This is a genomic window from Bisbaumannia salifodinae (assembly GCF_055388505.1).
Genome location: NZ_AP043781.1, coordinates 3069538 through 3095556, shown reverse-complemented (window position 1 = coordinate 3095556; position 26019 = coordinate 3069538). Strand labels below are relative to the sequence as shown.

At 68.5% G+C, this 26019-nt stretch carries 23 protein-coding genes; 13 read left to right on the top strand and 10 right to left on the bottom strand.

From position 1 onward, the window contains the following. Nucleotides 1-3: 3 nt before the first annotated feature. Together ACZ5EF_RS14545 and hemP are read right to left on the bottom strand one after the other, a co-directional pair. Complete coding sequence (locus tag ACZ5EF_RS14545; RefSeq protein WP_346061198.1) at nucleotides 4-327, bottom strand: hypothetical protein; 324 nt, start codon at nucleotides 325-327, stop codon at nucleotides 4-6. Between the two features lie 106 nt (nucleotides 328-433). Beyond that, a complete protein-coding gene (gene hemP, locus ACZ5EF_RS14540; protein ID WP_346061199.1) occupies nucleotides 434-610 on the bottom strand; it encodes a hemin uptake protein HemP in 177 nt (58 codons plus the stop codon). Nucleotides 611-736: 126 nt separating this feature from the next. On the opposite strand from hemP, the gene ACZ5EF_RS14535 reads away from it, so the two are divergent. Further along, on the top strand, nucleotides 737-1411 hold the full coding sequence (locus tag ACZ5EF_RS14535; protein WP_346061285.1) for a zinc metallopeptidase: 675 nt from the start codon (nucleotides 737-739) through the stop codon (nucleotides 1409-1411). Nucleotides 1412-1416: 5 nt separating this feature from the next. Here ACZ5EF_RS14535 and cmoB read toward each other — a convergent pair whose 3' ends face one another. From cmoB to cmoA, 3 genes are read right to left on the bottom strand one after another with little or no spacing between them, the layout of a single operon-like run. Beyond that, a complete protein-coding gene (gene cmoB / locus ACZ5EF_RS14530; protein ID WP_346061200.1) occupies nucleotides 1417-2403 on the bottom strand; it encodes a tRNA 5-methoxyuridine(34)/uridine 5-oxyacetic acid(34) synthase CmoB in 987 nt (328 codons plus the stop codon). 7 nt (nucleotides 2404-2410) lie between these two features. Beyond that, complete coding sequence (locus ACZ5EF_RS14525) at nucleotides 2411-3814, bottom strand: phospholipase D-like domain-containing protein (RefSeq protein ID WP_346061201.1); 1404 nt, start codon at nucleotides 3812-3814, stop codon at nucleotides 2411-2413. Between the two features lie 29 nt (nucleotides 3815-3843). Continuing rightward, complete coding sequence (cmoA, locus tag ACZ5EF_RS14520; RefSeq protein WP_346061202.1) at nucleotides 3844-4584, bottom strand: carboxy-S-adenosyl-L-methionine synthase CmoA; 741 nt, start codon at nucleotides 4582-4584, stop codon at nucleotides 3844-3846. A 276-nt stretch (nucleotides 4585-4860) separates the two neighbouring features. Here cmoA and pgi point away from each other — a divergent pair, with 276 nt between their 5' ends. The 8 genes from pgi to leuA all read left to right on the top strand — a co-directional run bounded on the left by pgi (nucleotide 4861) and on the right by leuA (nucleotide 16552). Beyond that, nucleotides 4861-6540, top strand: a complete 1680-nt coding sequence (gene pgi / locus ACZ5EF_RS14515) for a glucose-6-phosphate isomerase (protein ID WP_346061203.1) — start codon at nucleotides 4861-4863, stop codon at nucleotides 6538-6540. A gap of 43 nt (nucleotides 6541-6583) precedes the next feature. Continuing rightward, nucleotides 6584-7252, top strand: coding sequence for a YqiA/YcfP family alpha/beta fold hydrolase (locus ACZ5EF_RS14510; RefSeq protein WP_346061204.1), 669 nt, complete (start codon nucleotides 6584-6586; stop codon nucleotides 7250-7252). Between the two features lie 67 nt (nucleotides 7253-7319). Further along, nucleotides 7320-9200 (top strand): DNA topoisomerase IV subunit B, encoded by a 1881-nt coding sequence (gene parE / locus ACZ5EF_RS14505; RefSeq protein ID WP_346061205.1) that lies wholly within the window; start codon nucleotides 7320-7322, stop codon nucleotides 9198-9200. 207 nt (nucleotides 9201-9407) lie between these two features. After that, a complete protein-coding gene (parC, locus tag ACZ5EF_RS14500) occupies nucleotides 9408-11669 on the top strand; it encodes a DNA topoisomerase IV subunit A (RefSeq protein WP_346061206.1) in 2262 nt (753 codons plus the stop codon). Between the two features lie 71 nt (nucleotides 11670-11740). Further along, nucleotides 11741-12961 carry a phosphoserine phosphatase SerB gene (gene serB / locus ACZ5EF_RS14495; RefSeq protein WP_346061207.1) on the top strand — a complete coding sequence of 407 codons (1221 nt, stop codon included), beginning with the start codon at nucleotides 11741-11743 and terminating at the stop codon, nucleotides 12959-12961. Between the two features lie 237 nt (nucleotides 12962-13198). Continuing rightward, the gene (locus tag ACZ5EF_RS14490) at nucleotides 13199-13459 is read left to right on the top strand and encodes a TIGR02647 family protein (protein WP_346061208.1); all 261 of its coding nucleotides are present in this window, start codon (nucleotides 13199-13201) and stop codon (nucleotides 13457-13459) included. 268 nt (nucleotides 13460-13727) lie between these two features. Continuing rightward, nucleotides 13728-14552 carry an ion transporter gene (locus tag ACZ5EF_RS14485; protein ID WP_346061209.1) on the top strand — a complete coding sequence of 275 codons (825 nt, stop codon included), beginning with the start codon at nucleotides 13728-13730 and terminating at the stop codon, nucleotides 14550-14552. Nucleotides 14553-14845: 293 nt separating this feature from the next. Beyond that, entirely contained in the window at nucleotides 14846-16552 is a 1707-nt protein-coding gene (gene leuA / locus ACZ5EF_RS14480; protein ID WP_346061210.1) for a 2-isopropylmalate synthase, read from the top strand. Between the two features lie 161 nt (nucleotides 16553-16713). Here the strand turns inward: leuA and epmB are convergent, their stop codons facing one another. After that, nucleotides 16714-17745: an EF-P beta-lysylation protein EpmB gene (gene epmB, locus ACZ5EF_RS14475; RefSeq protein ID WP_346061211.1), complete on the bottom strand. Its 1032-nt coding sequence runs from the start codon at nucleotides 17743-17745 to the stop codon at nucleotides 16714-16716. 94 nt (nucleotides 17746-17839) lie between these two features. On the opposite strand from epmB, the gene efp reads away from it, so the two are divergent. Further along, nucleotides 17840-18406 (top strand): elongation factor P, encoded by a 567-nt coding sequence (efp, locus tag ACZ5EF_RS14470; protein WP_346061212.1) that lies wholly within the window; start codon nucleotides 17840-17842, stop codon nucleotides 18404-18406. Nucleotides 18407-18597: 191 nt separating this feature from the next. After that, nucleotides 18598-19572, top strand: a complete 975-nt coding sequence (epmA, locus tag ACZ5EF_RS14465; RefSeq protein ID WP_346061213.1) for an EF-P lysine aminoacylase EpmA — start codon at nucleotides 18598-18600, stop codon at nucleotides 19570-19572. Between the two features lie 21 nt (nucleotides 19573-19593). On the opposite strand, the gene asd is transcribed toward epmA, so the two are convergent. From asd to rsgA, 3 genes are all read right to left on the bottom strand, one after another. Beyond that, the gene (gene asd, locus ACZ5EF_RS14460; protein ID WP_346061214.1) at nucleotides 19594-20445 is read right to left on the bottom strand and encodes an archaetidylserine decarboxylase; all 852 of its coding nucleotides are present in this window, start codon (nucleotides 20443-20445) and stop codon (nucleotides 19594-19596) included. A gap of 33 nt (nucleotides 20446-20478) precedes the next feature. Further along, nucleotides 20479-21312 (bottom strand): sulfurtransferase, encoded by an 834-nt coding sequence (locus tag ACZ5EF_RS14455; RefSeq protein WP_346061215.1) that lies wholly within the window; start codon nucleotides 21310-21312, stop codon nucleotides 20479-20481. 70 nt (nucleotides 21313-21382) lie between these two features. Further along, complete coding sequence (gene rsgA / locus ACZ5EF_RS14450; protein WP_346061216.1) at nucleotides 21383-22414, bottom strand: small ribosomal subunit biogenesis GTPase RsgA; 1032 nt, start codon at nucleotides 22412-22414, stop codon at nucleotides 21383-21385. Nucleotides 22415-22519: 105 nt separating this feature from the next. Between rsgA and orn the strand changes: the two genes are divergently transcribed. After that, entirely contained in the window at nucleotides 22520-23113 is a 594-nt protein-coding gene (orn, locus tag ACZ5EF_RS14445; RefSeq protein ID WP_346061217.1) for an oligoribonuclease, read from the top strand. A 4-nt stretch (nucleotides 23114-23117) separates the two neighbouring features. Here the strand turns inward: orn and queG are convergent, their stop codons facing one another. Then, nucleotides 23118-24227, bottom strand: coding sequence for a tRNA epoxyqueuosine(34) reductase QueG (gene queG / locus ACZ5EF_RS14440; RefSeq protein WP_346061218.1), 1110 nt, complete (start codon nucleotides 24225-24227; stop codon nucleotides 23118-23120). 280 nt (nucleotides 24228-24507) lie between these two features. Here queG and ACZ5EF_RS14435 point away from each other — a divergent pair, with 280 nt between their 5' ends. Further along, complete coding sequence (locus tag ACZ5EF_RS14435; protein ID WP_346061219.1) at nucleotides 24508-26016, top strand: NAD(P)H-hydrate dehydratase; 1509 nt, start codon at nucleotides 24508-24510, stop codon at nucleotides 26014-26016. Nucleotides 26017-26019 lie beyond the last annotated feature (3 nt).

Below are 26019 nucleotides of genomic sequence, written 5' to 3'. Positions count from 1 at the left end.
GGATCACCATTGCAGGCTGAGGTTGACGAGCAGGCTGCGGCCATCGCCGAGGTCGCCGTCGGGGCGATACCGGGTCTTGTCGGCGAGGTTGCGCAGCTCGAGGCTGGTCTCGCAGCTGACCGCCCCGCCCATGGCGTTGTCACCATAGCGGCTCGATAGGGCGCCGCGGGTTACCTGGACCTCCCGCAGCAAGGCCGGGGCGAGGAAGAGGTTGCCGGTATGGCCGGTGGGGATGTCCTGGCGCACCCGCATCCCGCCACGGCCGAGGCCGCGCAGGCTCAGGGGCAGCAAGGTCGGGATGGCGCCACAGCACAGGGCTCGCTTCATGGGGATGACGTTGTCCTTGGGGCATGACGTCATCGAGCGGCTGGCTGGGCATGGGCCGGGCTGGCGGGTCTCGATGGGGGGTGAGGGGAAGGGGCGGTCGTATCGTTCAGCAGGTCAGGATCAGCTTGCCGTTGCGGGTCTCCCTTAGCTGGTAGCGGCGCCCCTGGTGCTCGATCTCCAGTTGGCCCCGGCCATCCAGTAACTGGCGGCTGGGAACGCGGTTATCGCGGATCACCAGGGTTCTGGCATCATGCGGTGTCGCGGGGGGAGACGACCGATCCATGGAACCTCCTGAGAATAAATTAACGATAATCATTGTTATTTGTATCGTTCTCTCAGTCAAGCCCGGAACGGCCGGGGCCCCGGCGAGTCGAAGCGAACAGAGAGATAGAGGAGGGTGGAAGGCGTGATCTGGCTGCTGCTGGTGGGTGGGCTCCTGGCCCTCTTCCTGTTGCCCAATGTCTGGGCGCGCTGGGTGCTGGCGCGCCATAGCGCCCCGCGGGACGACTATCCCGGCAGCGGCGGCGAGCTGGCCGAGCATCTGGTCGAGCGCCTGGGGCTCGAGGGGGTGGCGGTGGAGGTCACCGAGGCCGGGGATCACTACGACCCCGAGGCCAGGCGGGTGCGCCTGAGCCCGGAGCATTTCGAGGGGCGTTCCCTGACCGCGGTGACGGTGGCGGCCCATGAGGTGGGTCACGCCATCCAACATCACCAGGGCTATCAACCGCTGCTGGCGCGTACCCGCCTGGTGCGCCTGGCCCAGGGCGCCGAGAAGCTCGGCGCGGCGCTGATGATGGCCGCGCCGCTGCTGTTCCTCTTGACCCGCACCCCCACGGGCCTGGCCCTGGTGATCCTGGCCGCGGTGCTGAGCTTCGGTACCGCCGCCCTGGTGCATCTGATCACCCTGCCGGTGGAGCTGGACGCCAGCTACCGGCGGGCCCTGCCGCTGCTCAAGGAGTATGTGCCTCCCTACGATATGCCCGCGGCCCGCCACCTGCTGACCGCCTGCGCCTTCACCTATGTGGCGGCGTCGCTGGCCAGCCTGCTTAACCTGGGGCGCTGGCTGGTGATCCTGCGGCGCTAAGGGCTTCAGGCCGGGCGATTGGCGATCACCACCGCGCGGCGCGGGGCCGGGTAGCCCTCCCGGGTCTTCGTCGGGTCCTCGGGATCGAGGAAGTCGGCCAGGGACTGGAAGGTCATCCAGTCGGTGGCGCGTTGCTCCTCGGTGGTGGTGACCGCCTCGTCCACCACCCGCACGTCGTGGAAGCCGCAGCGCTCGAGCCAGTGGCATAGGGCTTTCGAGGAGGGCAGGAAGTAGACATTGGGCATGGCGGCGTAGCGCTCGCCGGGCAGCAGCACGGTGGTCTCGTCGCCCTCCACCACCAGGGTCTCCAGGACCAGTTCGCCCCCCGGACGCAGGCACGCCTTGAGCTTGAGCAGATGCTCCAGGGGCGAGGGGCGGTGGTAGAGCACCCCCATGGAGAAGACCGTATCGAACCATTGCAGGTCGTCGGGGACCGCTTCGATGCCCACCGGCAGGAAGTGGGTGCGGTGGGTGTCCCGGTCGCCGACGAAGTGGCGCACCGCCTGGAACTGGTAGTAGAAGCGCGGCGAGGGGTCGATCACCAGCACGAAGGAGGCCCCGGCCCCGGCCATGCGCCAGCCGTGGTAGCCGCTGCCGCCGCCCACGTCGAGCACCCGGCGCCCGGCCAGGTCGGCCAGGTGCGGGGCCAGGCGCTGCCACTTCCAGTCGGAGCGCCATTCGGTGTCGATGCTGATGCCGCCCAGCCGGTAGGGGCCCTTGCGCCAGGGGGCGAGTTTCCTCAGCAGGTTCTCGCACTGGCGGCGCTGGCTGTCGTTGAGGGCCACCTCGACGCCGACGGTATCGGTATCCAGGTAGGCCTCGCGTTCCTCGGGGAGCGGCGGCAGCTTGGCCACGGCCTTCTCCCAGGCCGGCAGGTCGCCGAAACGCTGGCGGTCGAGGCCCTGGGCCAGCTGTTCCGGCAGGCGGGCCAGCCAGGTCTCCAGGCCCTGGTCGAGGAAGGCGCGGTAGAGATCGCGATGGGGGCTGTTCATAGGATCCTTAAAAAGTGCACCAGCCGCTGGCCTCCATCAGTCGATAACGCCAGTAGCGCCAGGGCGTGGCGTCGTCCCGGGCCGGGAAGGGGCGGCTATGGGTTTCTCCGTGGCGATTATGCCAGTAGCGCAGGAAGCTTGCCCGGGCCCGGCGGATCACCGGATGGTCCGCCGCGGCCTCCAGTTGGATATTGGCCTCGAAGTTGTTGTCGTCGAGGCTGCGCCGGCTGAGGTTGGCGGAGCCCAGCAGCAGGGTGGCGGGAGCCCCGGGACGCTGGTGGAGCAGCCACTTGGCATGGCCCTGGGCCTCGGCATCGCCGTACCAGCGGATGGCCAGGCCCCGGCGGGCCAGCTCCCGGGCCGCCGGCCGGTTGGGAATCCCGGGGCTGGCGTGGCCGAAGTGGCGGTCGTTGGGATCCAGCAGCAGGCGGATCGCCACGCCGCGGCGCCGGGCGGCCAGCAGGGCGTGGATCACCCGGCGGTGGGCCAGGTAGTAGGCGCACACCCAGAGGCGGTCGCCGGGGCGGGCCTCGGCGAGGAGCGTCAGCAGGGTGTCGCGGACGGCGCCCTCGGTCAGCAGACGCAGCCGTGGAAGGGAGGAAGGTTCGCCGCCTGGCGGGGCCGGGCAGGGCGGTAGCCAGCCGAGGCCGGAGCGCCGCGCCAGGGCCAGCTCGCTATGCAGCAGGTCCTGGGCCGCGGGGCCGCCCAGGCTCAGGGCGGCGTTGCGATAATCGCGGCTCGCCTCGTCGGCATTGGCCGAGCCCAGCACCGCCCGCCAGCCGTCGCCTTCGTCCACCACCAGGGTCTTGCGATGGTCGGCGTTGAGGTTGAGCAGCGCCAGGTAGCTGCGCAGGGAGACCCGACCGGGCCCCAGGGGATCGGGCAGCCAGCCGCCCCGGGGCGAGTTGCCCAGGGGGCGAAAGAGCCCTCGCCAGAGCGCCGACCAGCTCGGGTTGGGATCGCGCCCCGGGGTCAGGTCGCAGCTGACGACCCGAATGCCGGCGCGGCGCAGGCGTTCCAGTTGAGGCGCCTCGCGGCCGCCGTAGCGGTGATTGATGGGGTCCACCAGGACCACCGCCTCCAGGGCCGGCACCCGGGTCTTGCGCTGGATCAGCGCCTGGCACAGCGCCCGTCCCGGGGCGCCATCGTCGAGCAGGAAGAGGTCGATCATCACCAGGCGGCGGGCCTGGGCGATCAGGCGGTGCCATTCGGCGAAGATGGCCTGGCGCCGGCGGCGTCGACCCGAGGTATCCGCATAGGTCTCGTCGAGCAGCAGGCGCAGGTCGTCGGCGCTTCGCCAGGGACCCACCACATGCAGGCCCGGCGGCAGCGGCTTGTGGCGGTGCCACCAGGCGGTGGCCAGCCAGGCGCCGCCGAGGGGCAGCAAGAGGGCGAGCAGGGTAGGCGACATGGAGAGCCTCCCGGCCCCGCCGGCGCCCGCTACTCCTTGAAGGCGATCAGCGAGGCGAAGTTGAGGAACTGGAACCAGGTCAGGCTGCGGGAGAAGCCGGCCTCGGCCAGGCGCGCATGATGCGCCTCCAGGCTGTCGGGGATCAGCACGTTCTCGAGCGCCGTGCGCTTCTGGCTGATCTCCAGGTCACTGTAGCCGTTGGCGCGCTTGAAGTCGTGGTAGCGCTCCACCAGCCAGGCGTTCTCCTGCTCGTCGGCGGCCCTGATCTTCTCGGAGAGGATCAGCACCCCGCCGGGCTCCAGGGCCTCATGCAGGCGGCGCATCAGGGCGTCGCGATCCGCCGGCGGCAGGAACTGCAGGGTGAAGTTGAGCAGGATCATGCCCGCGGGCCGGTAGTCGAGGGTGCGAATATCCCCCTCCACCACGCTGATGGCGTGCTCGGGACACTCGCTATCCAGGGTCTCCCGGGCCCGGCTCACCATGGCCGGAGAGAGGTCCACCCCGGTGTAGTCGAAGGCCGCCGGCGGCAGGCGCCCGGCCAGGGCCAGGCCGGCGGCGCCCAGGGAGCAGCCCAGGTCGTAGACCCGGGCGCCGTGACGCAGGTGGCGCTCGGCGATCACCCCCAGCATGCCGAGGATCTGGCCATAGCCCGGCACCGAGCGGCGAATCATGTCGGGAAAACAGGCGACGACCTGCTCGTCGAAGGAGAAGCGCGCGACCCGGTCCAGGGGTGTGGAAAAGATCGCGTCACGGTAAGATGCGTCACTCATGGCATGGTGGGCCCGGGGGAAATACGACCATTCTACTGCGTGTCGCGGGATGACACGACCCCGGCTAAATCTAATTATGGTCACCACCAGGCGTTGAGGCCCGGGGCTATCCTGGGAGCAGGCAACTTCGCGAAGACGCTGTAAACCCCTCCCTGGGCGCTCGGCATTCTCGTCCCTGATAATGACGCTTCGCTCCGGCCTGCTCCCAGCGCCCCTGGCCAGCTCAATGGCAGTGGCCCCAGGCAAGCGTACCTGCAGCCGTTCAAGGAGAGAGTTATGCCGTCAGCGTCACCCCTGTCCCGGCGACCGGCCTGGCGGGCCCTGGTCGCCCACCGCGAGGCCCTGGGGGAGGTGCATCTCAAGACGCTGTTCGCCGAGCAGCCCGCCCGCCACCGGGCCTTTACCCGCAGCGCCGCGGGGCTGACCCTGGACCTGGCCAAGCAGCGCTGGACCCCCGAGACCCGGGAGCTGCTGCTGGCGCTGGCCCGGGAGGCCGGCGTGCCCCAGGCCATCGCCCGGCTGCTGGATGGCGAGCGGGTCAATATCAGCGAGGATCGTCCGGCGCTGCATACCGCCCTGCGCCTGCCCGAGTCGGCCTCCCTGGTGGTGGAGGACGAGGACCTGGTACCGGCGGTGCATCGCACCCTGGCGCGCATGGAGGCCATGGTGGCCAAGCTGCATACGGGCCAGTGGCGGGGCGCCACCGGCAAGCCGATCCGTGACGTGGTCAACCTGGGGGTGGGCGGCTCCGACCTGGGCCCGCTGATGGTGACCCACGCCCTGGCCGATTTCCGCCCCGAGGGGAGCCAAGCGCTGGAGGTGCACTTCGCCTCCACCATGGACGGCTCCCAACTGGCCGACTACCTGGGACGCCTCAATCCCGAGACCACCCTGTTCGTGCTCTCGTCGAAGTCTTTTACCACCATCGATACCCTCTCCAATGCCCGCACCGCCCGGGACTGGCTGCTGGCGCGGCTGGCCGGCGAGCGTTTCGGCATGCCGGCGTCGCTGGTGATGCGCCAGCACTTTATCGGCGTCTCGGCCAGCCCCGAGAAGATGCGCGACTGGGGCATCGCCGACGCGCACCAACTGGAGTTCTGGGAGTGGGTCGGCGGACGCTATTCGCTGTGGGGGGCCATCGGCCTGCCCATCGCCCTGGTGGTGGGCATGGACCACTTCCGGGAGCTGCTGGCCGGGGCCCACGCCATGGATCGCCACTTCCGCGAGGCGGAGCTCGCCGACAACCTGCCGGTATTGCTGGCCCTGGCGGGCATCTGGAACGTCAACTTCCTGGATATCCGCGCCCACTCCATCCTCCCCTATGACGGCCGCCTGGAGTACTTCGCCGCCTACCTCGAACAGCTGGAGATGGAGTCCAACGGCAAGTCGGTGACCCACGACGGCGGCCAGGTGGGTTACGCCACCTGCCCGGTGCTCTGGGGCCAGCTGGGCCCCAATGCCCAGCACGCCTTCTATCAGCTGCTGCACCAGGGCACCCAGGCGGTGGTCTGCGACTTTATCGCCCCGCTGCGCCGCTATGACGAGGTGGCGGACGCCGCCACCCGGGCCCACCTCAAGGAGCAGCACCGTTTGACGCTGGCCAACTGCTTCGCCCAGTCCCGGGTGCTGATGCTCGGCGACGAGGCCCTGGAGAATGGCGACGCCCAGCCCAGCCACAAGCGCTACCGGGGCAATCAGCCCTCCACCACCCTGCTGCTGGAGCGCCTGACCCCGGCCACCCTGGGGGCGCTGATCGCCCTCTACGAACACAAGGTCTATGTCCAGGCGGTGATCTGGGATATCAACCCCTTCGACCAGTGGGGGGTGGAGCTGGGCAAGCGCATCGCCGGCGAGACCGAGCGGATCCTCGCCGGCCGCCGCGGCCAGGAGACCATGGACGACTCCAGCCGCGGCCTGATTGAGGCCTTCTGGGCCGCCGAGGCGGAAGTGCCGTGAGGCGTCTTTACTGGAAACTGGTTATCCATCCAGGGGTTGCGGTATGCTAAGCGCACCGCGCGGCGGGGAGCCGGCCTCGGGCCTGCTCTATCTGCATGGCTTCAATAGCGGCCTGGGCTCCCCCAAGCTGCGCCTGATGGTGCGGGCCTGCGAGGTCCTGGGGCTGGCCTGTGCCGCCCCCCAGCTGCCCCATCGCCCCGAGGCGGCCCTGGCCCTGGCCGAGGAGGCGCTCCCGGCGCTGGGGCCCAGGCCGCTGCTGGTGGGCAGCTCCCTGGGGGGCTTCCTGGCCAGTTGCCTGGCCGAGCGGCACGGCCTCGCGGCGGTGCTGATCAACCCGGCGCTGCGGCCGGCGGCGCTGATGGCCGACTGGATCGGCGAGCGCTTCGTCAACGAGTACACCGGCGAGGCCTTTCGCCTCACGGCGGCTCATCGCGAGGCGCTCTCGGCCATGACGCCGGAGCGGCTGAGCCCCGAGCGCTACCTGCTGCTGCTGGGTACCGCCGACGAGGCCCTGGACTGCCGCGAGGCCTTCGCCGCCTACCGTGGCGCCGCGACCCTGCTGCATCCCGGCGGCGATCACGCCTTCACGGCGCTGGCCGACTATCTGCCGGCGATCCTGGCCTGGGGCGGCCACCGCCTGACCCCGGAGACGGCCCGGCGTATCGCCGAGCAGGAGGCCCTCGACTGGCCAGGGCAAACGCCGCTGGAATGATTGAGGGGCGCCGGGGGCAGGACACGGCTACCATGGGCATCGATAACGACTAGCGACCGGAACATTTATGACGCAATACAGTGCCAGCTCCATCGAGGTACTCTCCGGACTCGAGCCGGTGCGCAAGCGCCCCGGCATGTATACCGACACCAGTCGCCCCAACCACCTGGCCCAGGAGGTCATCGACAACAGCGTCGACGAGGCCCTGGCCGGCTATGCCCGGGAGATCAGCGTGCGCCTCGGCGAGGATGGGCGCATCGAGGTGGCCGACGACGGTCGCGGCATGCCCATCGACATCCATCCCGAGCATGGCGTCTCCGGGGTCGAGCTGATCCTCACCAAACTGCACTCCGGCGGCAAGTTCTCCGACTCCAGCTACCGCTTCTCCGGCGGCCTGCACGGGGTCGGGGTCTCGGTGGTCAATGCGCTCTCCACGCGCCTGGAAGTGGAGGTGTGCCGCGACGGCAGCCGCCACGCCATCGCCTTCGAGCGAGGCGAGAAGGTCGCCGAGCTGGCCGTGATCGGCAGCTGCGCCAAGCGCACCACCGGCACCCTGGTGCGCTTCTGGCCCGAGGCGAGCTACTTCGATAGCCCCAAGCTGGCGCTGGGGCGGCTGAAGCACCTGCTGCGCGCCAAGGCGGTGCTCTGCCCGGGACTCAAGATCACCCTGGTGGAGCCCGACGGCACCGAGAGCACCTGGCAGTACGAGGATGGCCTGCGCGACTACCTGGCCCAGTCCACCGACGGCTATGAGGTGCTGCCCCAGGCGCCCTTCGTGGGCCACTTTTCCGATGACGACCAGGCGGTGGACTGGGCGGTGCAGTGGCTGCCGGAAGGCGGCGAATCGCTCCAGGAGAGCTACGTCAACCTGATCCCCACCCCGCTGGGCGGCACCCACGTCAACGGCCTGCGCTCGGGGCTGCTCGAGGCGCTGCGCGAGTTCTGCGACTACCGCAGCCTGCTGCCCCGGGGCGTCAAGCTGACCGCCGACGACCTCTGGGAACGGGTCGCCTTCGTGCTCTCGGTGAAGATGCTCGATCCCCAGTTCGCCGGCCAGACCAAGGAGCGCCTCTCCTCGCGCACCGTGGCGGCCTTCGTCTCCGGGGTGGTCAAGGACGCCTTCTCGCTGTGGCTCAACCACCACGTCGACCAGGCCGAGGCCCTGGCCGAGCTGGTGATCAGCGCCGCCCAGCGGCGCCAGAAGAGCGCCAAGAAGGTGGCCCGCAAGAAGGTCACCTCGGGGCCGGCGCTGCCCGGCAAGCTGGCGGACTGCTCCGGCCAGGACCCGGCCACCAGCGAGCTCTTCCTGGTGGAGGGCGACTCCGCCGGCGGCAGCGCCAAGCAGGCCCGGGATCGCGAGACCCAGGCGATCCTGCCCCTGCGCGGCAAGATCCTCAATACCTGGGAGGTGGACAGCCACGATATCTACGGCTCCCAGGAGGTGCATGATATCGCCGTGGCCATCGGCCTCGACCCGGGCAGCGACGACCTCTCCAAGCTGCGCTACCACAAGGTGTGCATCCTCGCCGACGCCGACTCCGACGGCCTGCATATCGCGACCCTGCTGTGCGCGCTCTTCGTGCGCCACTTCCCGGCCCTGGTGGATGCGGGCCATGTCCATGTGGCCATGCCGCCCCTCTACCGCATCGACCTGGGCAAGGAGGTCTACTACGCCCTGGACGAGAGCGAGAAGGCGGCCACCCTGCGCAAGCTGGAGGGCAAGCGCGGCACGGTGAACGTGCAGCGTTTCAAGGGCCTGGGCGAGATGAGCCCCCTGCAGCTGCGCGAGACCACCATGGCCCGGGACACCCGGCGCCTGGTGCAGCTGACCCGGGACGACGGCGACGGCACCCTGGAGATGATGGATATGCTGCTGGCCAAGAAGCGGGCCGCCGACCGCAAGAGCTGGCTCGAGGATTACGGCAACCTCGCCGATATCGAGGTGTAGCGCCAAGCCGCCAAGCGCCGAGCCATAAGCCCCGTAGGAGCACGCTTTAGCGCGCGAACCGCCGCGTAGCGGCGGCCGAATGAAAAGGCCCGCCAGGGCACCATTCGCGCAGAGTAGAGCCGAGTTCCCATGGGGCGGCGACGCCGATACATTGAGTGCGGGCACTCCCCGCGAATCTTCCATGACGACCAATAGGGCCTAGAACCCATGACCATGGATATCCAGGTGGCGGAGGGCGACGTCGAACGCCTTTCGCTGCGCGAATATACCGAGAAGGCGTACCTCGACTACTCGATGTACGTCATCCTCGATCGGGCGCTGCCGCATATCGGCGACGGCATGAAGCCGGTGCAGCGGCGCATCGTCTACGCCATGCGGGAGCTTGCGCTCTCCGCCAACGCCAAGTACAAGAAGTCGGCGCGTACCGTCGGCGATGTCCTGGGCAAGTTCCACCCCCATGGCGACAGCGCCTGCTACGAGGCCATGGTGCTGATGGCCCAGCCGTTCAGCTACCGCTACCCGCTGGTGGATGGCCAGGGCAACTGGGGCAGCCCCGACGATCCCAAGTCGTTCGCCGCCATGCGCTATACCGAGGCGCGGCTCTCCAAGTTCAGCGAGGTGCTGCTCTCGGAGCTGGGCCAGGGCACCGTCGACTGGACCCCCAACTTCGACGGCACCATGAACGAGCCGGTGGTGCTGCCGGCCCGGCTGCCCCATGTGCTGCTCAACGGCGGCACCGGCATCGCCGTGGGCATGGCCACCGATATTCCGCCCCATAACGTGAACGAGGTGGTCGAGGCCACCTGCCATCTGCTGCGCCATCCCGAGGCCACCACCAGTGACCTGATCGAACACCTGCCGGCGCCGGACTTTCCCAGCGCCGCCGAGATCATCACGCCCCGCGCCGACCTCAGGAAGCTCTACGAGAGCGGTCGCGGCTCGGTGAAGCTGCGCGGCCGCTATGTCCTGGAAGAGGGGCGGGTGGTGATCACCGCGCTGCCCTACCAGGTGAGTGGCGCCAAGGTGCTGGAGCAGATCGCCGCCCAGATGCAGGCCAAGAAGCTGCCCATGGTCGCCGACCTGCGCGACGAGTCGACCCATGAGGAGCCCACCCGGCTGGTGATCGAACCACGCTCCAATCGGGTCGATATCGAGGCGCTGATGGCGCATCTGTTCGCCACCACTGACCTGGAGAAGAATATCCGGGTCAACCTCAATGTCATCGGCCTCGACGGCCGCCCCCGGGTGATGCCACTGCCGGAGCTGCTCGGCGAATGGCTGCGCTTCCGCCGCACTACGGTGCGCCGGCGCCTGGAGCATCGCCTGGGCAAGGTGGAGGAGCGCCTGCACCTGCTCGAGGGCCTGCTGATCGCCTACCTCAATATCGACGAGGTGATCCGCATCATCCGCGAGGAGGACGAGCCCAAGCCGGCCCTGATCGAGGCCTTCGGCCTCTCGGAGCGCCAGGCCGAGGCGATCCTCGAGCTGCGCCTGCGCCACCTGGCCAAGCTCGAGGAGATGAAAATCCGCGGCGAGCAGGACGAGCTGAGCAAGGAGCGCAAGCGCCTCCAGGCCCTGCTCGGCAGCGAGGCCAAGCTCACCGACCTGATCGAGCGGGAGCTGCGCGAGGCGGCCAAGGACCACGGCGATGCGCGCCGTTCGCCGCTGGTCGAGCGGGAAGAGGCCAAGGCCCTCTCCGAGGTGGAGCTGATGGGCGCCGACCCCATCACCGTGGTGCTCTCCGAGAAGGGCTGGATCCGTGCCGCCAAGGGCCACGATATCGATCCCGAGGGCTTGGCCTTCAAGGCCGGCGACCGCTTTTTGCTGGCGGCCCGGGGCAAGACCAACCAGCCCCTGGTGCTGCTCGACGACACCGGCCGCGCCTATACCCTGGCCGCCCATAACCTGCCCAGCGCCCGCAGCCAGGGCGAGCCGGTCACCGGGCGGGTCAATGTGGCCGCCGGCGCTCATATGGCGGGGCTGATGCTGGCCCCGCCCGAGGCGCGCTTCCTGCTCGCCTCCGACGGCGGCTATGGCTTCGTGGCGCGGCTCGACGACCTGACCGGCAAGAACAAGGCCGGCAAGGCGGCCCTGAACCTGCCCAAGGGCTGTGCCGTCCTGCCGCCCCTGCGCATCCCCGAGGGCGACAAGGTGCGGGTGGCGGTGGTCTCCAACGAGGGGCGCCTGCTGGTCTTCGCCCTGGAACAGCTGCCGGAGATGGCCAAGGGCAAGGGCAACAAGATGCTCGATATCCCCGGGGCCCGGGCGGCACGTCGCGAGGAGCTGGTGCGGGATATCGCCCTGCTGGCCGAGGGCGATGCCCTGGTGATCCGCTCCGGCAAGCGTCACCTGACCCTCAAGGCGACGGATCTCGACTACTATGCGGGCGAACGCGGCCGGCGCGGCAGCAAGCTGCCCCGGGGCTTCCAGAAGGTGGATAGGTTGGAAAGCTTGAAGCCGGAAGCTTGAAGAAAAACCGGCTCGGCGCTGGGAGTGGGACATTTCCCGCTTCCAGCTTCTAGCTCAAGACTGGGGTTAACATGACACGACGAGTATTGATTCGCGCCACCGGGGCGGCACGCCCCGGCCAACTGGCCGGGCTGGGCAAGGCGCTGGCCCGCAGCGGGGCGCGGCTGCTGGATATCAACCAGAGCGTGACCTTCGGCATGCTCTCCCTGGAGGCCCTGGTGGGCCTCGACCACGAGAGCGACCTGGAGGCCCTGCTGGGGGAGGCCGGGGACGAACTGGGCCTGGACGTCCAGGCGATCCAGGTCAGCGCCGAGGACTACCAGCGCTGGAGCAGCCATGCCAGCCAGCCGCGGCTGATCCTCACCCTGCTGGCGCCGCACCTGCCGGCGGGCATCCTCGCCGAGGTGGGGGCGCTGACCGCCGAGCACGGCCTCACCGTGGAGCTGATCCACCGCCTCTCCGGCCGCGAGCCCCTGGACGGCGGCGTGCCCGTCGAGCATGACGTCATCCAGGGCGCCTGCGTGGAGTGCTGGCTGCGTGGCGAGGAGGTGGACCTGGATGCCCTGCGCGAGAAGGCCCTGGCGCTTGGCGCCATGCATGGCGTGGATATCGCCATCCAGGAGGACTCCATCTGGCGCCGCCACCGCCGCCTGGTCTGCTTCGATATGGATTCCACCCTGATCCAGGCCGAGGTGATCGACGAGCTGGCCCGCCGCCACGGCGTCTACGACGAGGTGGCCGAGGTCACCGAGCGGGCCATGCGCGGCGAGCTGGACTTCCAGCAGAGCTTCCGCGAGCGGATGAGCAAGCTCAAGGGCCTCGACGAGTCGGTGCTCGCCGAGATCGCCGAGGAGCTGCCCCTGATGGATGGCGTCGAGCGGTTGATGACCCAGCTCAAGCGCCTGGGCTACCGCACCGCCATCCTCTCCGGTGGCTTCACCTACTTCGCCCGCCACCTGCAACAGAAGCTCGGCTTCGACGAGATCCATGCCAACGAGCTGGTGATCGAGAACGGCAAGGTGACCGGCGAGGTCAAGGAGCCGATCCTCGACGCCGATCGCAAGGCGCTGCTGCTGCGCGAGATCGCCGAGCGGGAGGGGCTGGCCCTCGAGCAGACCATCGCCGTGGGGGATGGCGCCAACGACCTCAAGATGCTGGCCACCGCGGGGCTGGGCATCGCCTTCCGCGCCAAGCCGCTGGTCCGCGCCCAGGCCAACCACTCCATCTCCACCCTGGGGCTGGATGCGGTGCTCTATCTAATCGGCTATCGCCAGGGGGACCTGGAGCAGTAAAGGAGCGGGCTTGCGTGGCGCGCTGAGGGGCTGGCGACGCGCGGCATCTATCGGTTACCGCCAGGAGGACCTGGAGAAGCCGTAAGCCACCGTCTCCGAGGCTTGTCGAGATCGGCGCCGGCTTAGCTTATCTCCTGCCGAGAGGGAGAGGCCGACGTTGCGTGGAAACCCGGGGCTGGCGGCGCGCGCGCCGCTGGCGTAGGGTCGAGGGACTTCCCCAGGTCGCCGGAGGCCGCCATGACCGCATCACGCTTTACCCCGGAACTCCTCGATGAGCTGCACCTGCTCTGCCTCTACAACCTGAGCACCACCCAGGAAGGGCTCAAGGTGCATGCCTCCAGCGCCGCCCCCGGCCTGGTGGCCGCCGCCGGCCGCCTGCATGCCAAGGGCCTGCTCAGCCAGGCCGATGGCGGCTACCTCACCTCCCTGGGGCGCGACGCCGCCGCCCACGCCCAAGATCTCTTGGGCATCCTGGAGAGCGCTGGCGTGACCACCTGAACGCTCGGCCCTGGCCATTGCCGAGAGCCTGGCCAAGTGGCGCTGGGGGCAGGGTAGAGCGGAGCGTCATTATCAGGGACGAGAATGCCGAGCGCCCAGGGAGGGGTTCACAGCGTCTCCGCGAGGCCTGCCCCCAGGTTAGCCTCCCTTTACTACAGACTTCTCCGCCTCTGCACGATTCCCACCTTTGCCATCCCGGGGCGATAGGGGATAATCCACGGCACCTTGTGACCCTAGCCACTCTCCGTCTGCCGTGACCGATTCGCCCATGACCTCCCTGAGTATCTGGCGCGACCGCTTCGAGCGGCTGCGCAGCCACAGGGTCTTCGAGACCTTCGTGATCGCCATCATTATCCTCTCGGCGCTGCTGATCGGCGCCAAGACCTATGAGGAGACCTCGCGCTTCGAGCAGGCGCTGCTGGTCTTCGATACGGGGGTGACGATCTTCTTCCTGGTGGAGATCCTGATCCGCATCGGAGCAGAGAAGCGCCTGCGCGACTTCTTCAGGAAGGGCTGGAACGTCTTCGACTTCCTGATCGTCACCGCCAGCCTGATTCCCATGGACGACTCGGAGATGGTGCTGCTGGCGCGGCTGCTGCGCATCTTCCGGGTGCTGCGCCTGGTCTCGATGATCCCGGAGCTGCGCATCCTGATGGTGGCGCTGGTCAAGTCGATCCCGCGCATGGGCTATGTGGCCCTGCTGATGTTTATCATCTTCTATATCTACGCCGCCGTCGGCAGCTTCCTGTTCGCCGAGGTGGACGAGTTCCTGTGGGGCAATATCTCCATCGCCATGCTCACCCTGTTCCGTGTCGCCACCTTCGAGGACTGGACCGATGTGATGTATGCCACCCAGGAGCTGTACGCCTGGAGCTGGATCTATTACCTGACCTTTATCTTCCTCAACGCCTTTATCTTCCTGAACATGATGATCGGCATCGTGCTGGACGTGATGCAGAAGGAGAGCCTGGCCATCGAGCTGGAGAACGGCGAGGGGGAGGCCGCGGAACTGCATGGCCTGCGCGACGATGTGCGCGATCTCAAGGCGCAGTTGTCGCGGATGGAGGAGGCGCTCCAGCGTCGCGGTAGTTGACAGCCCGGGCCGTTCCTGATTTTCTAGGGGCATGAACATCACATTTTGCCGCCTCAGCCTAGACCTACGACTACTAGCCGACCGCTAAGCGTGTCGGGCGATGCCGTGCATCGCGAAGTCGTTTTCTAGTCTCGAGGTTGCAAGATGTCCATTACCCCCAGTTCTTCTTCCGTATGCCGTGCCCAGGCCGCGATCACTCGCATGATCGTGGCCCGAGTGCTTTCTGACGCCCCGGTTGGCCCCTGTGCCGCCGGGGCGTCGCCGTTTCTGCCCCGTCGCCAGGAGATGCCCGCATGATGCTCAAGGATCCGTCCATCAAGTACCGCCCCTTTGTCGCCGTGGACCTGCCCGATCGCCAGTGGCCGAGCCGGCGCATCGAGACGCCGCCGCTGTGGTGCAGCGTCGACCTGCGCGACGGTAACCAGTCGCTGATCGATCCCATGGACGCCGAGCGCAAGCAGCGCTTCTTCGACATGCTCCTCAAGATCGGCTTCAAGGAGATCGAGGTGGGTTTCCCCTCCGCCTCCCAGACCGATTTCGACTTCGTGCGCTCGCTGATCGAGAACGACAAGATTCCCGAGGACGTCACCATCCAGGTGCTGACCCAGGCGCGCCCGCACCTGATCGAGCGTACCTTCGAGGCCCTGAAGGGGGCCAAGAACGCCATCGTTCACGTCTACAACGCCACCGATCCGGTCTTCCGTCGCGTGGTCTTCAACGTCGACAAGGCCCAGTGCACCCAGATCGCCGTGGATGCCACCACCCGGATTCGTGAGCTGATGGAGGCCGCCCCGGAGACCCACTGGACCTTCCAGTACTCGCCGGAGCTCTTTACCACCACCGAGATGGACTTCGCCAAGGAGGTGGTGGAAGCGGTGATGACCGCCTATGGCGCCAGCGCCGAGAAGAAGATGATCGTCAACCTGCCGGCCACCGTGGAGGCGGCGACCCCCAATAACTATGCCGATCAGGTGGAGTGGTTCTGCCGCCACGTCAAGGACCGCGAGGCGCTGATCGTCAGCGTCCACCCCCATAACGACCGGGGCACCGGGGTGGCCGCCGCCGAGCTCACCGTGATGGCCGGCGCCGACCGCGTCGAGGGCACCCTGTTCGGTAACGGCGAGCGCACCGGCAACGTCGACCTCGTCACCCTGGCCATGAACCTCTACACCCAGGGCGTGCACCCGGGCCTCGACTTCTCGAACATCACCCCGATCATGCGCGAGGTGGAGTACTGCAACCAGCTGCCGGTGCATCCCCGCCATCCCTATGTGGGCGACCTGGTGTTCACCGCCTTCTCCGGCTCCCACCAGGACGCCATCAAGAAGGGCATGGCCGAGCGTCGCGCCAACCCGGAGGCCGTCTGGGAGGTGCCCTACCTGCCCATCGACCCGCTCGACGTGGGGCGCAGCTACGAGGCGGTGATCCGCGTCAACAGCCAGTCCGGCAAGGGCGGGGTCTCCTACCTGCTGGAGCAGGAGCACGGCATCGAGCTGCCGCGGCGCCTGGCCATGGAGTTCAGCCAGGTGGTGCAGGAGGTGGCCGATCGCACGGGCAAGGAGATCACCTCGCAGATGATCTACCAGGCCTTCGCCGACGAGTACCTGGCCCAGGAGGCTCCCCTGGCCCTGATCAATCACCGCCTCTCCTCCGAGCCGGATAGCCCCCGGGTGGTACTGGAGGCGGCCGTCACCGTGGCGGGCAAGCCCCAGACCGTGCGCGGCGAGGCCAATGGCCCCCTGGCGGCCTTTATCAAGGGGCTGGCGGCGGCCGGCCACGAGGTGGAGGTCATCGATTACCACGAACACTCCCGCGGCCAGGGCGCCGATGCCGAGGCGATCGCCTATGTGGAGGTGCGCATCGACGGCGAGGCGGTGTTCGGCGTGGGCACCGACGAGAGCATCACCAGCGCCTCGATGAAGGCGGTGGTCGGTGCCATCAACCGCCGGGCCTCCAGCGCCGCTCCCGCGGCCAATGTGACCGCCGAAACGCTGGCTTAAGAGCGCCGAGCTACAAGCAAACCCCGGAGGCCGGACCTTCGGGGTTTGCTTTTGCTCGGGGCACACCATGCTGTTGGCTTGCGGCTTGCGGCTTGCGGCTTGCGGCTTGCGGCTTGCGGCTTGCGGCTTGCGGCTTGCGGCTTGCGGCTTGCGGCTTGCGGCTAGAGCGGCGTCTTGCTGGCCTCGCCGGGCACTTCCCGGGTCAGGGTCGGCATCAAGAAACCCGGCAGTACCTGCCTGAGGCCCGCGACCAGTTCGCGGGCCTGGTCGTCGGGGACGTCGAAGTGGGCGGCGCCGGCCACCGGGTCGAGCACATGCAGGTAATAGGGCAGGATGCCGGCCTCGAAGAGCCGCTCGGAGAGGGCGGCGAGGGCCGTCACCGAGTCGTTGACGCCGCGCAGCAGCACGCTCTGGTTGAGCAGCGTCACGCCCGCCTGCTTCAGGCGGGCGCAGGCCGCGATCACTGCCTCGTCGATCTCGTTGGCATGGTTGATATGCAGCACCAGCACCTTCTGTAGCCGGGTGGCGGAGAGCCAGCCGAGCAGGGCGTCGTCGACCCGTTCGGGGATCACCACCGGCAAACGGCTATGGATCCGCAGGCGCTTGAGGTGGGGGATGGCGTCGAGGCGTTCCACCAGCCAGGCCAGTTGGCGATCGCTGGCGGCCAGGGGGTCGCCGCCGGAGAGAATCGCCTCGCGGATGGAGGCGTCGCCGCGCAGGGTGTCCAGGCTCGCTTCCCACTGAGCCCGGGAGGGGGCGTTCTCGCCATAGGGGAAGTGGCGGCGGAAGCAGTAGCGGCAGTTGATGGCGCAGCTGGGGCTGGCGATCAACAGGACCCGGCCGGCGTACTTGTGGATCAGCCCCTTGGCCGGGGTATGCTCGGCCTCCTGGAGCGGGTCGGCCAGGTAGCCCGGCACCTCAAGCGTCTCCTCGCCCAGCGGCAGCACCTGGCGCAGCAGCGGATCCGTGGGATCGCCGGGGCGAATGCGCGAGAGATAGGCCTCGGGCACGCGCACCTCGAACAGCGCATGGCCGGCCTCGGCGCCAGGCAGCCAGGCCGGATCCAGGTCGAGGCGCCGGCAGAGTTCCGCCGGGTCGCGGATGATGCCGGCTAACTGACGCTGCCAGGGGGCGCGCTCCTGGGAGGAGGCGAGGGGGACGCTCTGCACATCGGCCGGGCTTCGGGTTATCATGCGGCACACCAATTGCGGGCGGGCGCCTCGGCGCCCGTCGATACATTTCCTGCGCCGCCGCCATGGCGGGGCGCCGATCATTCAGCGAGGAATCATGGCGAACTATTCTACCAACGAATTCAAGGGCGGTCTGAAGGTAATGCTGGACGGCGACCCCTGCGCGATCCTCGAGAACGAGTACGTCAAGCCGGGCAAGGGCCAGGCCTTCAACCGGGTCAAGCTGCGCAACCTGATCAGCGGGCGCGTCTGGGAGCGCACCTTCAAGTCCGGCGAGTCCCTGGAAGGCGCCGATGTCCTCGAGCTGGAGATGGAGTACCTCTACACCGACGGCGAGATGTGGCACTTCATGAAGACCGACGGCTCCTTCGAGCAGTATGCGGTGGAGAAGAAGGCCCTGGGCGACACCGAGAAGTGGCTCAAGGAGCAGGTCGCCTACACCGTGACCCTGTGGAACGACAACGCCATCAACGTCAACCCGCCCAACTTTATCGAACTGGAAGTGGTCGAGACCGACCCGGGCCTCAAGGGCGACACTGCCCAGGGCGGTTCCAAGCCGGCGACCCTCTCCTCCGGTGCCGTGGTGCGCGTGCCGCTGTTTATCAACCAGGGCGAGGTGCTGAAGATCGATACTCGCAACGGGGAGTACGTCTCCCGCGCTTAATGAGGGGCCCTTCCTGCGCTCGCTCATACGGCGTTGAGTCCCGGGACGGCTTGCTCATTTAGTGCTGCTAAACTCAGCCGCCTTACCCGGGATTCGCCTGGTCTGAGCATCGCTCGGAGAGGGCTCAAGCGACTACGGTAGTTTTTGCAGGGCCACGCCAAGGCGTGGCCTTGGTGTGTCTGGAGGCTGTGATGACTGACGACTGGCGCCCCTCGGCGTCCATCGAGACCCTGCGCCAGCGGGCCCGGCTGCTGGCCGAGGTGCGCGGCTTCTTCGCCACGCGCGGCGTGCTGGAGGTGGAGACCCCGGTACTGGGTCATGGCGGCAGCACCGATGTGGGATTGGCGTCGCTGAGCTGCGAGGCGACGACCCCCGAGGGGCGCGAGCGCCTGTGGCTGCAGACCTCGCCGGAGTTTCATATGAAGCGCCTGCTGGCCGCCGGTGCCGGGCCCATCTATCAGATCGCCCGCAGCTTCCGGGACGGTGAGGTGGGGCGCCGCCATAACCTCGAGTTCACCATGCTGGAGTGGTACCGCCCGGGCCTGGCCCTGGATGAGCTGATCGAGGAAGTGGTGGCGCTGATTCATGCCGTGCTGGGGCGTGACCCGGGGCCGGTGCGGCGGCGGCGCTATCGGGAGTTATTCCGCGAGCACCTGGGTGTCGACCCCTTTACCACTCCCCTCGAGACGCTGCGGCGGCTCGCAGAGGCGCGGGGCGGCCTCTCCATGGGGGAGGCGCCCCGGGACGACTGCCTGGACCTGCTGCTGAGCCTGGCGATCGAGCCGACCCTGGGCCGCGATGGCCTGGACGTGGTGGTGGACTACCCGGCCAGCCAGGCGGCCCTGGCCCGGCGGCACCGGGACCCGGAGGATGGCGAATGGGTGGCGGGGCGCTTCGAGGTCTATCTGCAGGGGCTGGAGCTGGCCAACGGCTATGACGAGCTCACCGATGCCGCCGAGCAGGCGGTGCGCTTCGCCGAGGACAACGCCGCCCGGCGCGCGCGGGGGCTACCCGAGGTGAGCGTGGATGCCCGGCTGCTGGCGGCCCTGAAGGCGGGGATGCCGGCGGGCAGTGGCGTGGCCCTGGGCCTCGATCGCTTGATTCAACTGGCCCTGGGCAAGGCCAGCGTGGCGGAGGTGATGGCCTTCGCCACGCCGCGCTGCTAATCCGGCCTCCATTAGCCGCCCTTAGCCGTTATCCGCCAGGTGGGAGAGCCTGCTTAAACGCTCGCCCATTTTTACCGAGATATCGGGTACGAGCTCCTCGAAGTCGATCTCCTTGGTGAAGCACATCACCACCGTGGAACCCAGCTTGAAGCGGCCCATCTCGGCGCCCTTCTCCAGGGTGATGGGCTCATCGAAGCGAATCGACTGCACCCGCCCGGAGAGGGGGGTGATCTGCCCGGCCCAGACGGTCTCGATGGCGGCGACGATCATGGCCCCCACCAGCACTATGGCCATGGGGCCTTCCTCGGTATCGAAGATGCATACCAGGCGCTCGTTGCGGGCGAAGAGGTTGGGCACATGGTCGGCGGTGGCCTGGTTCACCGAGAAGAGCCGGCCCGGCACATAGACCATCTCCCGGAGGGTGCCGGTCAGCGGCATATGCACCCGGTGATAGTCCCGGGGCGACAGATAGATGGTGGCGAAGCTGCCCTGGCGGAAGGAGGCGGCGCGCTTCATGTCCCCCCCCAGCAGGCTGGTGATCGAGAAGGCCTGTCCCTTGGCCTGGATCAGGGTGCCGTGGTGGGTCTCGCCGCACTGGGAGAGGGTGCCGTCGGCGGGGGAGACCAGGCCCGACTCGATGGGCCGCGCACCCTCCCTGAGGGGGCGGGTAAAGAAGTCGTTGAAGCAGGCGTAGGCCCTGGGGTCGGGGACCCGGGCCTCGCTCATATCCACCTTGAAGCGGCGAATAAAGGCCTTGATCAGCAACTGCTTGAGCCAGCCGATACGGGTCTCGGCGAGCCGCCCCACCAGCCGCGAGAGCAGGTGGTGGGGCAGGGGGTACTGGATCAGGGCGAATAGCTTGGATGGCGACACGTAAGGACGATCTCATCAAAAGGGAGGTTAGGATTACGGCTTCTCTACCGGCGTATCATCGCGATTGCCCCATTCCTTCCAGGAGCCGGGGTAGGCGCGCATCTTCTCGAAGCCCAGGGCCTTGCCCACCAGCCAGGTGAAACCGCTGCGGTGGTGGCTCTGGCAATGGGTGACCACCTCCATGTCCGGCGTCAGGCCCAGGGCCTCCAGCTCGGTGATCAGTTCCGCATAGTCGCGGATACGCCACTGGCGTGCCTTGTCCATGGCATCGGTCCACTCCAGGTTGACCGCACCGGGAATATGCCCCAGGTGCCGGTTCTGGCCCTTCTCGCCGCGGTACTCCGCCGGCGAGCGGGCGTCCCAGATGGCGAAACCCTTGTCGCCGAGGCGCGCCTGGAGGCTCTCCCGGTCGATGGTGACCTCGGGGTTGAGGATCTCCGCCTCATAGTCGCTGGGCACCGGGGCCACCGGGGTAGTCTCGGAGGGCAGGCCCTCGGCGCGCCAGGCGTGGATGCCGCCGTTGAGGTAGGAGTAGCGCTCGTGACCGATCAGTTCCAGGGTCCACAGCAGGCGGCCGGCCCAGCCACCGCCCTCGTCGTCGTAGGCCACCACATGGGTGTCCCGGGTCAGGCCCAGCTCGGAGAAGAGCGCCGACAGCGCCGCCTCGTCGGGCACCTCGTTGGGCACCTCGCCGCTGCCCTTGAGCAGGCGCCGGTAGTCGAGGAAGCGGGCGCCGGGGACATGGCCCTCGGCGTAGCTGTCGGGCTTGAGGGGCACATCGATAATCAACAGCTGGGGATCGTCCAGCACCTCGGCGAGCTGGTCCGGCTCGACGATCAGCGGCAGAAGATTGGCTTCGGAGCTCATGGCGCCCTCCTTGTCTCGGTTGCTGCGAAGGATAATGGCATATCGCCGTGGCCCGGGGCGACACGGCCCCTCAACGCCCTTCGTCCTCGAGGCTATCGAGGATGCGGCGGTAACTGGCAAAGCGCGCGGCGCGGATCTCGCCCCGCTCCACGGCCTCGAGCAGGGCGCAGCCCGGCTCCTGTTGATGGCGGCAGTCGCGGAAGCGGCAATGCCCCAGGAGATCGCGAAACTCCACGAAGCCCTCGGTGACCTGCTGGGCATCCAGATGGGTCAGGCCGAACTCGCGGATCCCCGGGGAGTCGATCAGCTCGCCGGCCTCGCTGTCGTCGTTGTCGAAGGCGTAGAGGCGGGCGGTGGTGGTGGTATGGGTGCCCTTGCGGGAGTCCTCGGAGAGGGCCCCGATGCGCAGGGTCTCGTCGGGCAGCAGGCGGTCGATCAGTGAGGACTTGCCGACCCCGCTCTGCCCGACGAACACCGAGGTGCGCCCGGCGAGCCGGGCCCGCAGGGCGTCCAGGCCGTGCTCCTCGGCGGTGGTGGTGGTGACCACCGGGTAGCCCAGCGCCTGGTACTGGCCCAGCAGGGTCATCAGCTCGCCGCCGCCCTCGGGGAGCAGATCGGTCTTGTTGAGCACCAGCACCGGGGCGATGCCGGTGGCCTCGGCGGCCACCAGGTAGCGGTCGATCAGGTTGGCGTGGGGGGCGGGTTCCACGGCGAAGACGATCAGGATCTGGTCGATATTGGCCGCCACCGGCTTGAGCTGGCCCCGGGCATCGGGGCGTTCCAGCACGCTGTCGCGCTCGCCCCGGGCCACCACCACGCCGCTGCCGTCATTGGCGGCGCGCCAGATGACACGATCCCCGGTCACCAGGGGCTCCAGGTTGGAGCGCAGGTGACAGCGGTGCAAGGGGCCACCTTCGCTCGGGCGCACGTCCAGGCTGCGGCCGAAGTGGGCGATCACTCGCCCATGGCGCTCGGGGCCATACTCGCCGGCCTCCAGCTTATCGGCATCCTGGGCATCGCGCTTGGCGGCGCGCTGGGCGCGCTCGGCCTGAACCTTCTCGATGCGCCAGCGCTGCTGGCGAGTTAGCTTGCGTTTGCTCATGGGCCGCCCGAGGTCTGTACAATGAGGGCATTGTACTCATAGACCGCCCTCTTAGACACCGGGCCGATGCGCAAGCGGCGGCCTCGATGAAGGAATCGATGCACCATGGCTACGACCCCCGACGCCCCCCCCCGCAAGGATCTTCTGGTCTGGATCGACCTGGAGATGACCGGCCTCGACCCCGAGAAGGAGCGCATTATCGAGGTGGCGACCCTGATCACCGACAATGACCTCAATCTGATCGCCGAGGGGCCGGTGATCGCCGTGCACCAGCCGGAGCATCTGCTGGCGGGGATGGATGCCTGGAACCAGAAGACCCATGGCGAGTCGGGCCTGGTGGCCCGGGTGCGCCAGAGCACCATCGGCACCCGTGAGGCGGAGCAGCGCACCCTGGAGTTCCTGCGCGCCCAGGTGGCGCCGGGCAGTTCTCCGATGTGCGGCAATAGCGTGCATCAGGATCGCCGTTTCCTGGAGCGGGAAATGCCCGAGCTGCTGGCCTTCTTCCACTACCGCAACCTGGATGTCTCGACCCTCAAGGAACTGGCCAAGCGCTGGAACCCGGCGGCCCTGAAGGGCTTCGAGAAGCGCAATACCCACCAGGCCCTGGACGATATCCGCGAGTCCCTGGCGGAGCTGGCCCACTACCGCAATACCTTCCTGCAACTGGCGCCGCCGGAGGCCGATGAGGAAGAGCAATAAGCGCTTAGCCAGCGGTGGCGATACGTCGCTCTCGCTTCGCCCGCTGGCGGGCCAGCGCCCAGCGCACATGCTCGCGGACCAGGTCGGAGGGGTAGGCCAGGCGCGCCTCGAGGGCCGCCTCCGTCGCCTCGCTCCAGGGCGCATTGCCCAGCCCCACCGCCAGGTTGCGCAGCCAGCGCGCGTAGCCGATGCGACGGATGGGGCTGCCCTCGGTCCTGGCCAGGAACTCCTCCTCGCTCCAGGCGAATAGCCGCAGCAGGTCGGCGCGATCCAGGTCATGGCGGGGGGCGAAGTCCGCCTCGTCGCTGAGGCGGGTAAAGCGGGTAAAGGGGCAGACCAGTTGGCAGTCGTCGCAGCCATAGACCCGATTGCCCATGGCCTCGCGAAACTCCTCGGGGATGGCCCCGTGCAGCTCGATGGTGAGATAGGAGATGCAGCGCCGCGAGTCCACCACCTTGTCGTCGACGATGGCGCCGGTGGGGCAGGCGCTGCGGCAGGCGCTGCACTTGCCGCAGTGTTCGCTCTCGAAGGGCGGGTCCACCGGCAGCGGCAGGTCGGTATAGAGTTCGCCGAGGAAGAACAGCGACCCGGCCCTGGGGTTGAGCAGCATGGCATTCTTGCCGAACCAGCCGAGGCCGGCCTTCTGGGCCAGGGCGCGCTCCATCACCGGGGCCGAATCGACGAAGGCCCGATAGCCGAAGGGCCCCGCCTCGCCCTCGATGCGCTTGGCCAACTGGGCCAGGCGCTTGCGAATCAGCTTATGATAGTCGCGCCCCAGGGCGTAGCGGGAGACATAGGCCTTTTCCGGCCGGCCGAGTAGCCGGGTGGTCTCCACCTCCGGCGGCAGGTAATCCATGCGCACGCTGATCACCCTCAGGGTGCCCGGCACCAGTTCCTCGGGGCGGGTGCGTTTGGTGCCGTGCTTGGCCATAAAGGCCATCTCGCCATGGTGGCCCGCCGCCAGCCAGCGCGCCAGGTAGCGCTCATGGGTGGCCAGATCGGTGTCGGTGATCCCCACCTGCTGAAAGCCCAGCTCGCGGCCCCACACCTTGATGGTGGCGGCGAGGGCGTCCAGGTCGAGGGCATCCGGGGCGAAGTCATCGAGGACTGGCATGATCGTGAAACTACCGAGGAAGGGGGGTGGGGCTGGGCGTGGCGAAGGCACACCCTACACTAGACTCAGACCGTCGTCATGGGGAGTCATAGTGTCATTACAGTACAGTCCGTCTCCTCTACTCGAGCCCCGGGGCTACCCTGGGGGCAGGCACTTCGCGAAGACGCTGTAGACCCGTCCCTGGGCGCTCGGCTTTTTCGTCCCTGAAAAAGACGCTTCGCTCCGGCCTGTCCCCAGCGCTCCTCAGCAATTCCAACTGCGATGGCGGAGGGAGAAAAACATGAATCCAGGCAGGCCGCTCTATCTGGCCGAACAGGTGCGCGAACTGGACCGGCGCACCATCGCCGCCGGCACCGAGGGCTTCGCCCTGATGCGTGCCGCGGCCCAGGCCGCCTACAGCGTGCTGCGGGCCCGCTGGCCCGAGGCGCGGTCGCTTAGCGTGCTGTGCGGCGCCGGCAATAACGCCGGCGACGGCTATGTGATGGCGGCCCTGGCCGCCGAGGAGGGGCTGGCGGTGCAGCTGTTGGCGCTGCGCCCGGTTGAGCGGCTCACCGGCGATGCCGCCAAGGCCGCCGAACTCGCCGCGAGGAGTGGCGTCACCCTCACCCCCTGGTCGGCGGAGGTGTCGCTGGAAGGCGAGGTGATCGTCGATGCCCTGCTGGGCACCGGCCTCAGCGGTGAGGTGCGCGAGCCCTTCCTGAGCGCCATCGCGCGGATCAATGCCGCCGAACGGCCGGTGCTGGCGGTAGATATTCCCTCGGGGCTCTGTGCCGATAGCGGGGCGGTGTTGGGCGCGGCGGTAGCGGCCAGCGCCACCGTGACCTTTATCGGCGACAAGCTGGGGCTGCATACCGGCGCCGGCCCGGCCCGGGTGGGCGAGCTGCGCCTCAAGACGCTCGGTGTCGACGCCGAGGCTTATGCCGACCTGGTGCCGGCGGCACGAATTCTGACCGAGGCGCTGATCGGCGAGACCCTGCCGCCGCGTCCCCGGGATGCTCACAAGGGCGGCTGCGGTCACCTGCTGGTGATCGGCGGTGCACCGGGCTTCGGTGGCGCGGCCCTGCTGGCCGCCGAGGCGGCAGCGCGCCTCGGGGCCGGCAAGGTGAGCCTGGCCACGGCGCCGGAACATATCACCGCCAGCCTGGTGCGCTGCCCCGAGGTCATGGTGCACGGGGTGCGCGGTGCGCCGGAGGCGGCGCCCCTGCTGGAGGCCGCCGATGCCATCGTGGTGGGTCCCGGCCTGGGGCAGGGGCCCTGGGGGCAGGGGCTGCTGCAGGCGGCCCTGGGGGCGGCCCTGGGGGCGGGCAAGCCGCTGGTGGCGGACGCCGATGCCCTCAACCTGCTGGCCCGGGGGCGTATCGAGGCGCGCCCGCCGGCCTGGATCCTCACTCCCCACCCGGGGGAGGCGGCGCGGCTGCTGGGCGGCGACACCGCCAGCGTGCAGGCCGACCGCGCCGGCAGCCTGCGCCAGCTGGCCTTGCGTTTCGCCGCCGTGGTGCTACTCAAGGGGGCGGGGAGCCTGGTCGGCGAGGACGACGGCGCGCCCCTGGCGCTCTGTCCCTATGGCAATCCCGGCATGGCCAGCGGCGGCATGGGGGACGTGCTGTCCGGCATCCTGGGGGCCCTGCTGGCCCAGGGGCTGGCACCGCGCCTCGCCGCCGAGGCGGGCATGCTGCTGCATGCCCGAGCCGCGGATCTCGCCGCCCGGGCGGAGGGGGAGCGTGGTCTGCTGGCCGGTGATCTGGCATCCTATGCGCGACGCTTGGCCAATGGGGTGGGACGGAGCTAGATG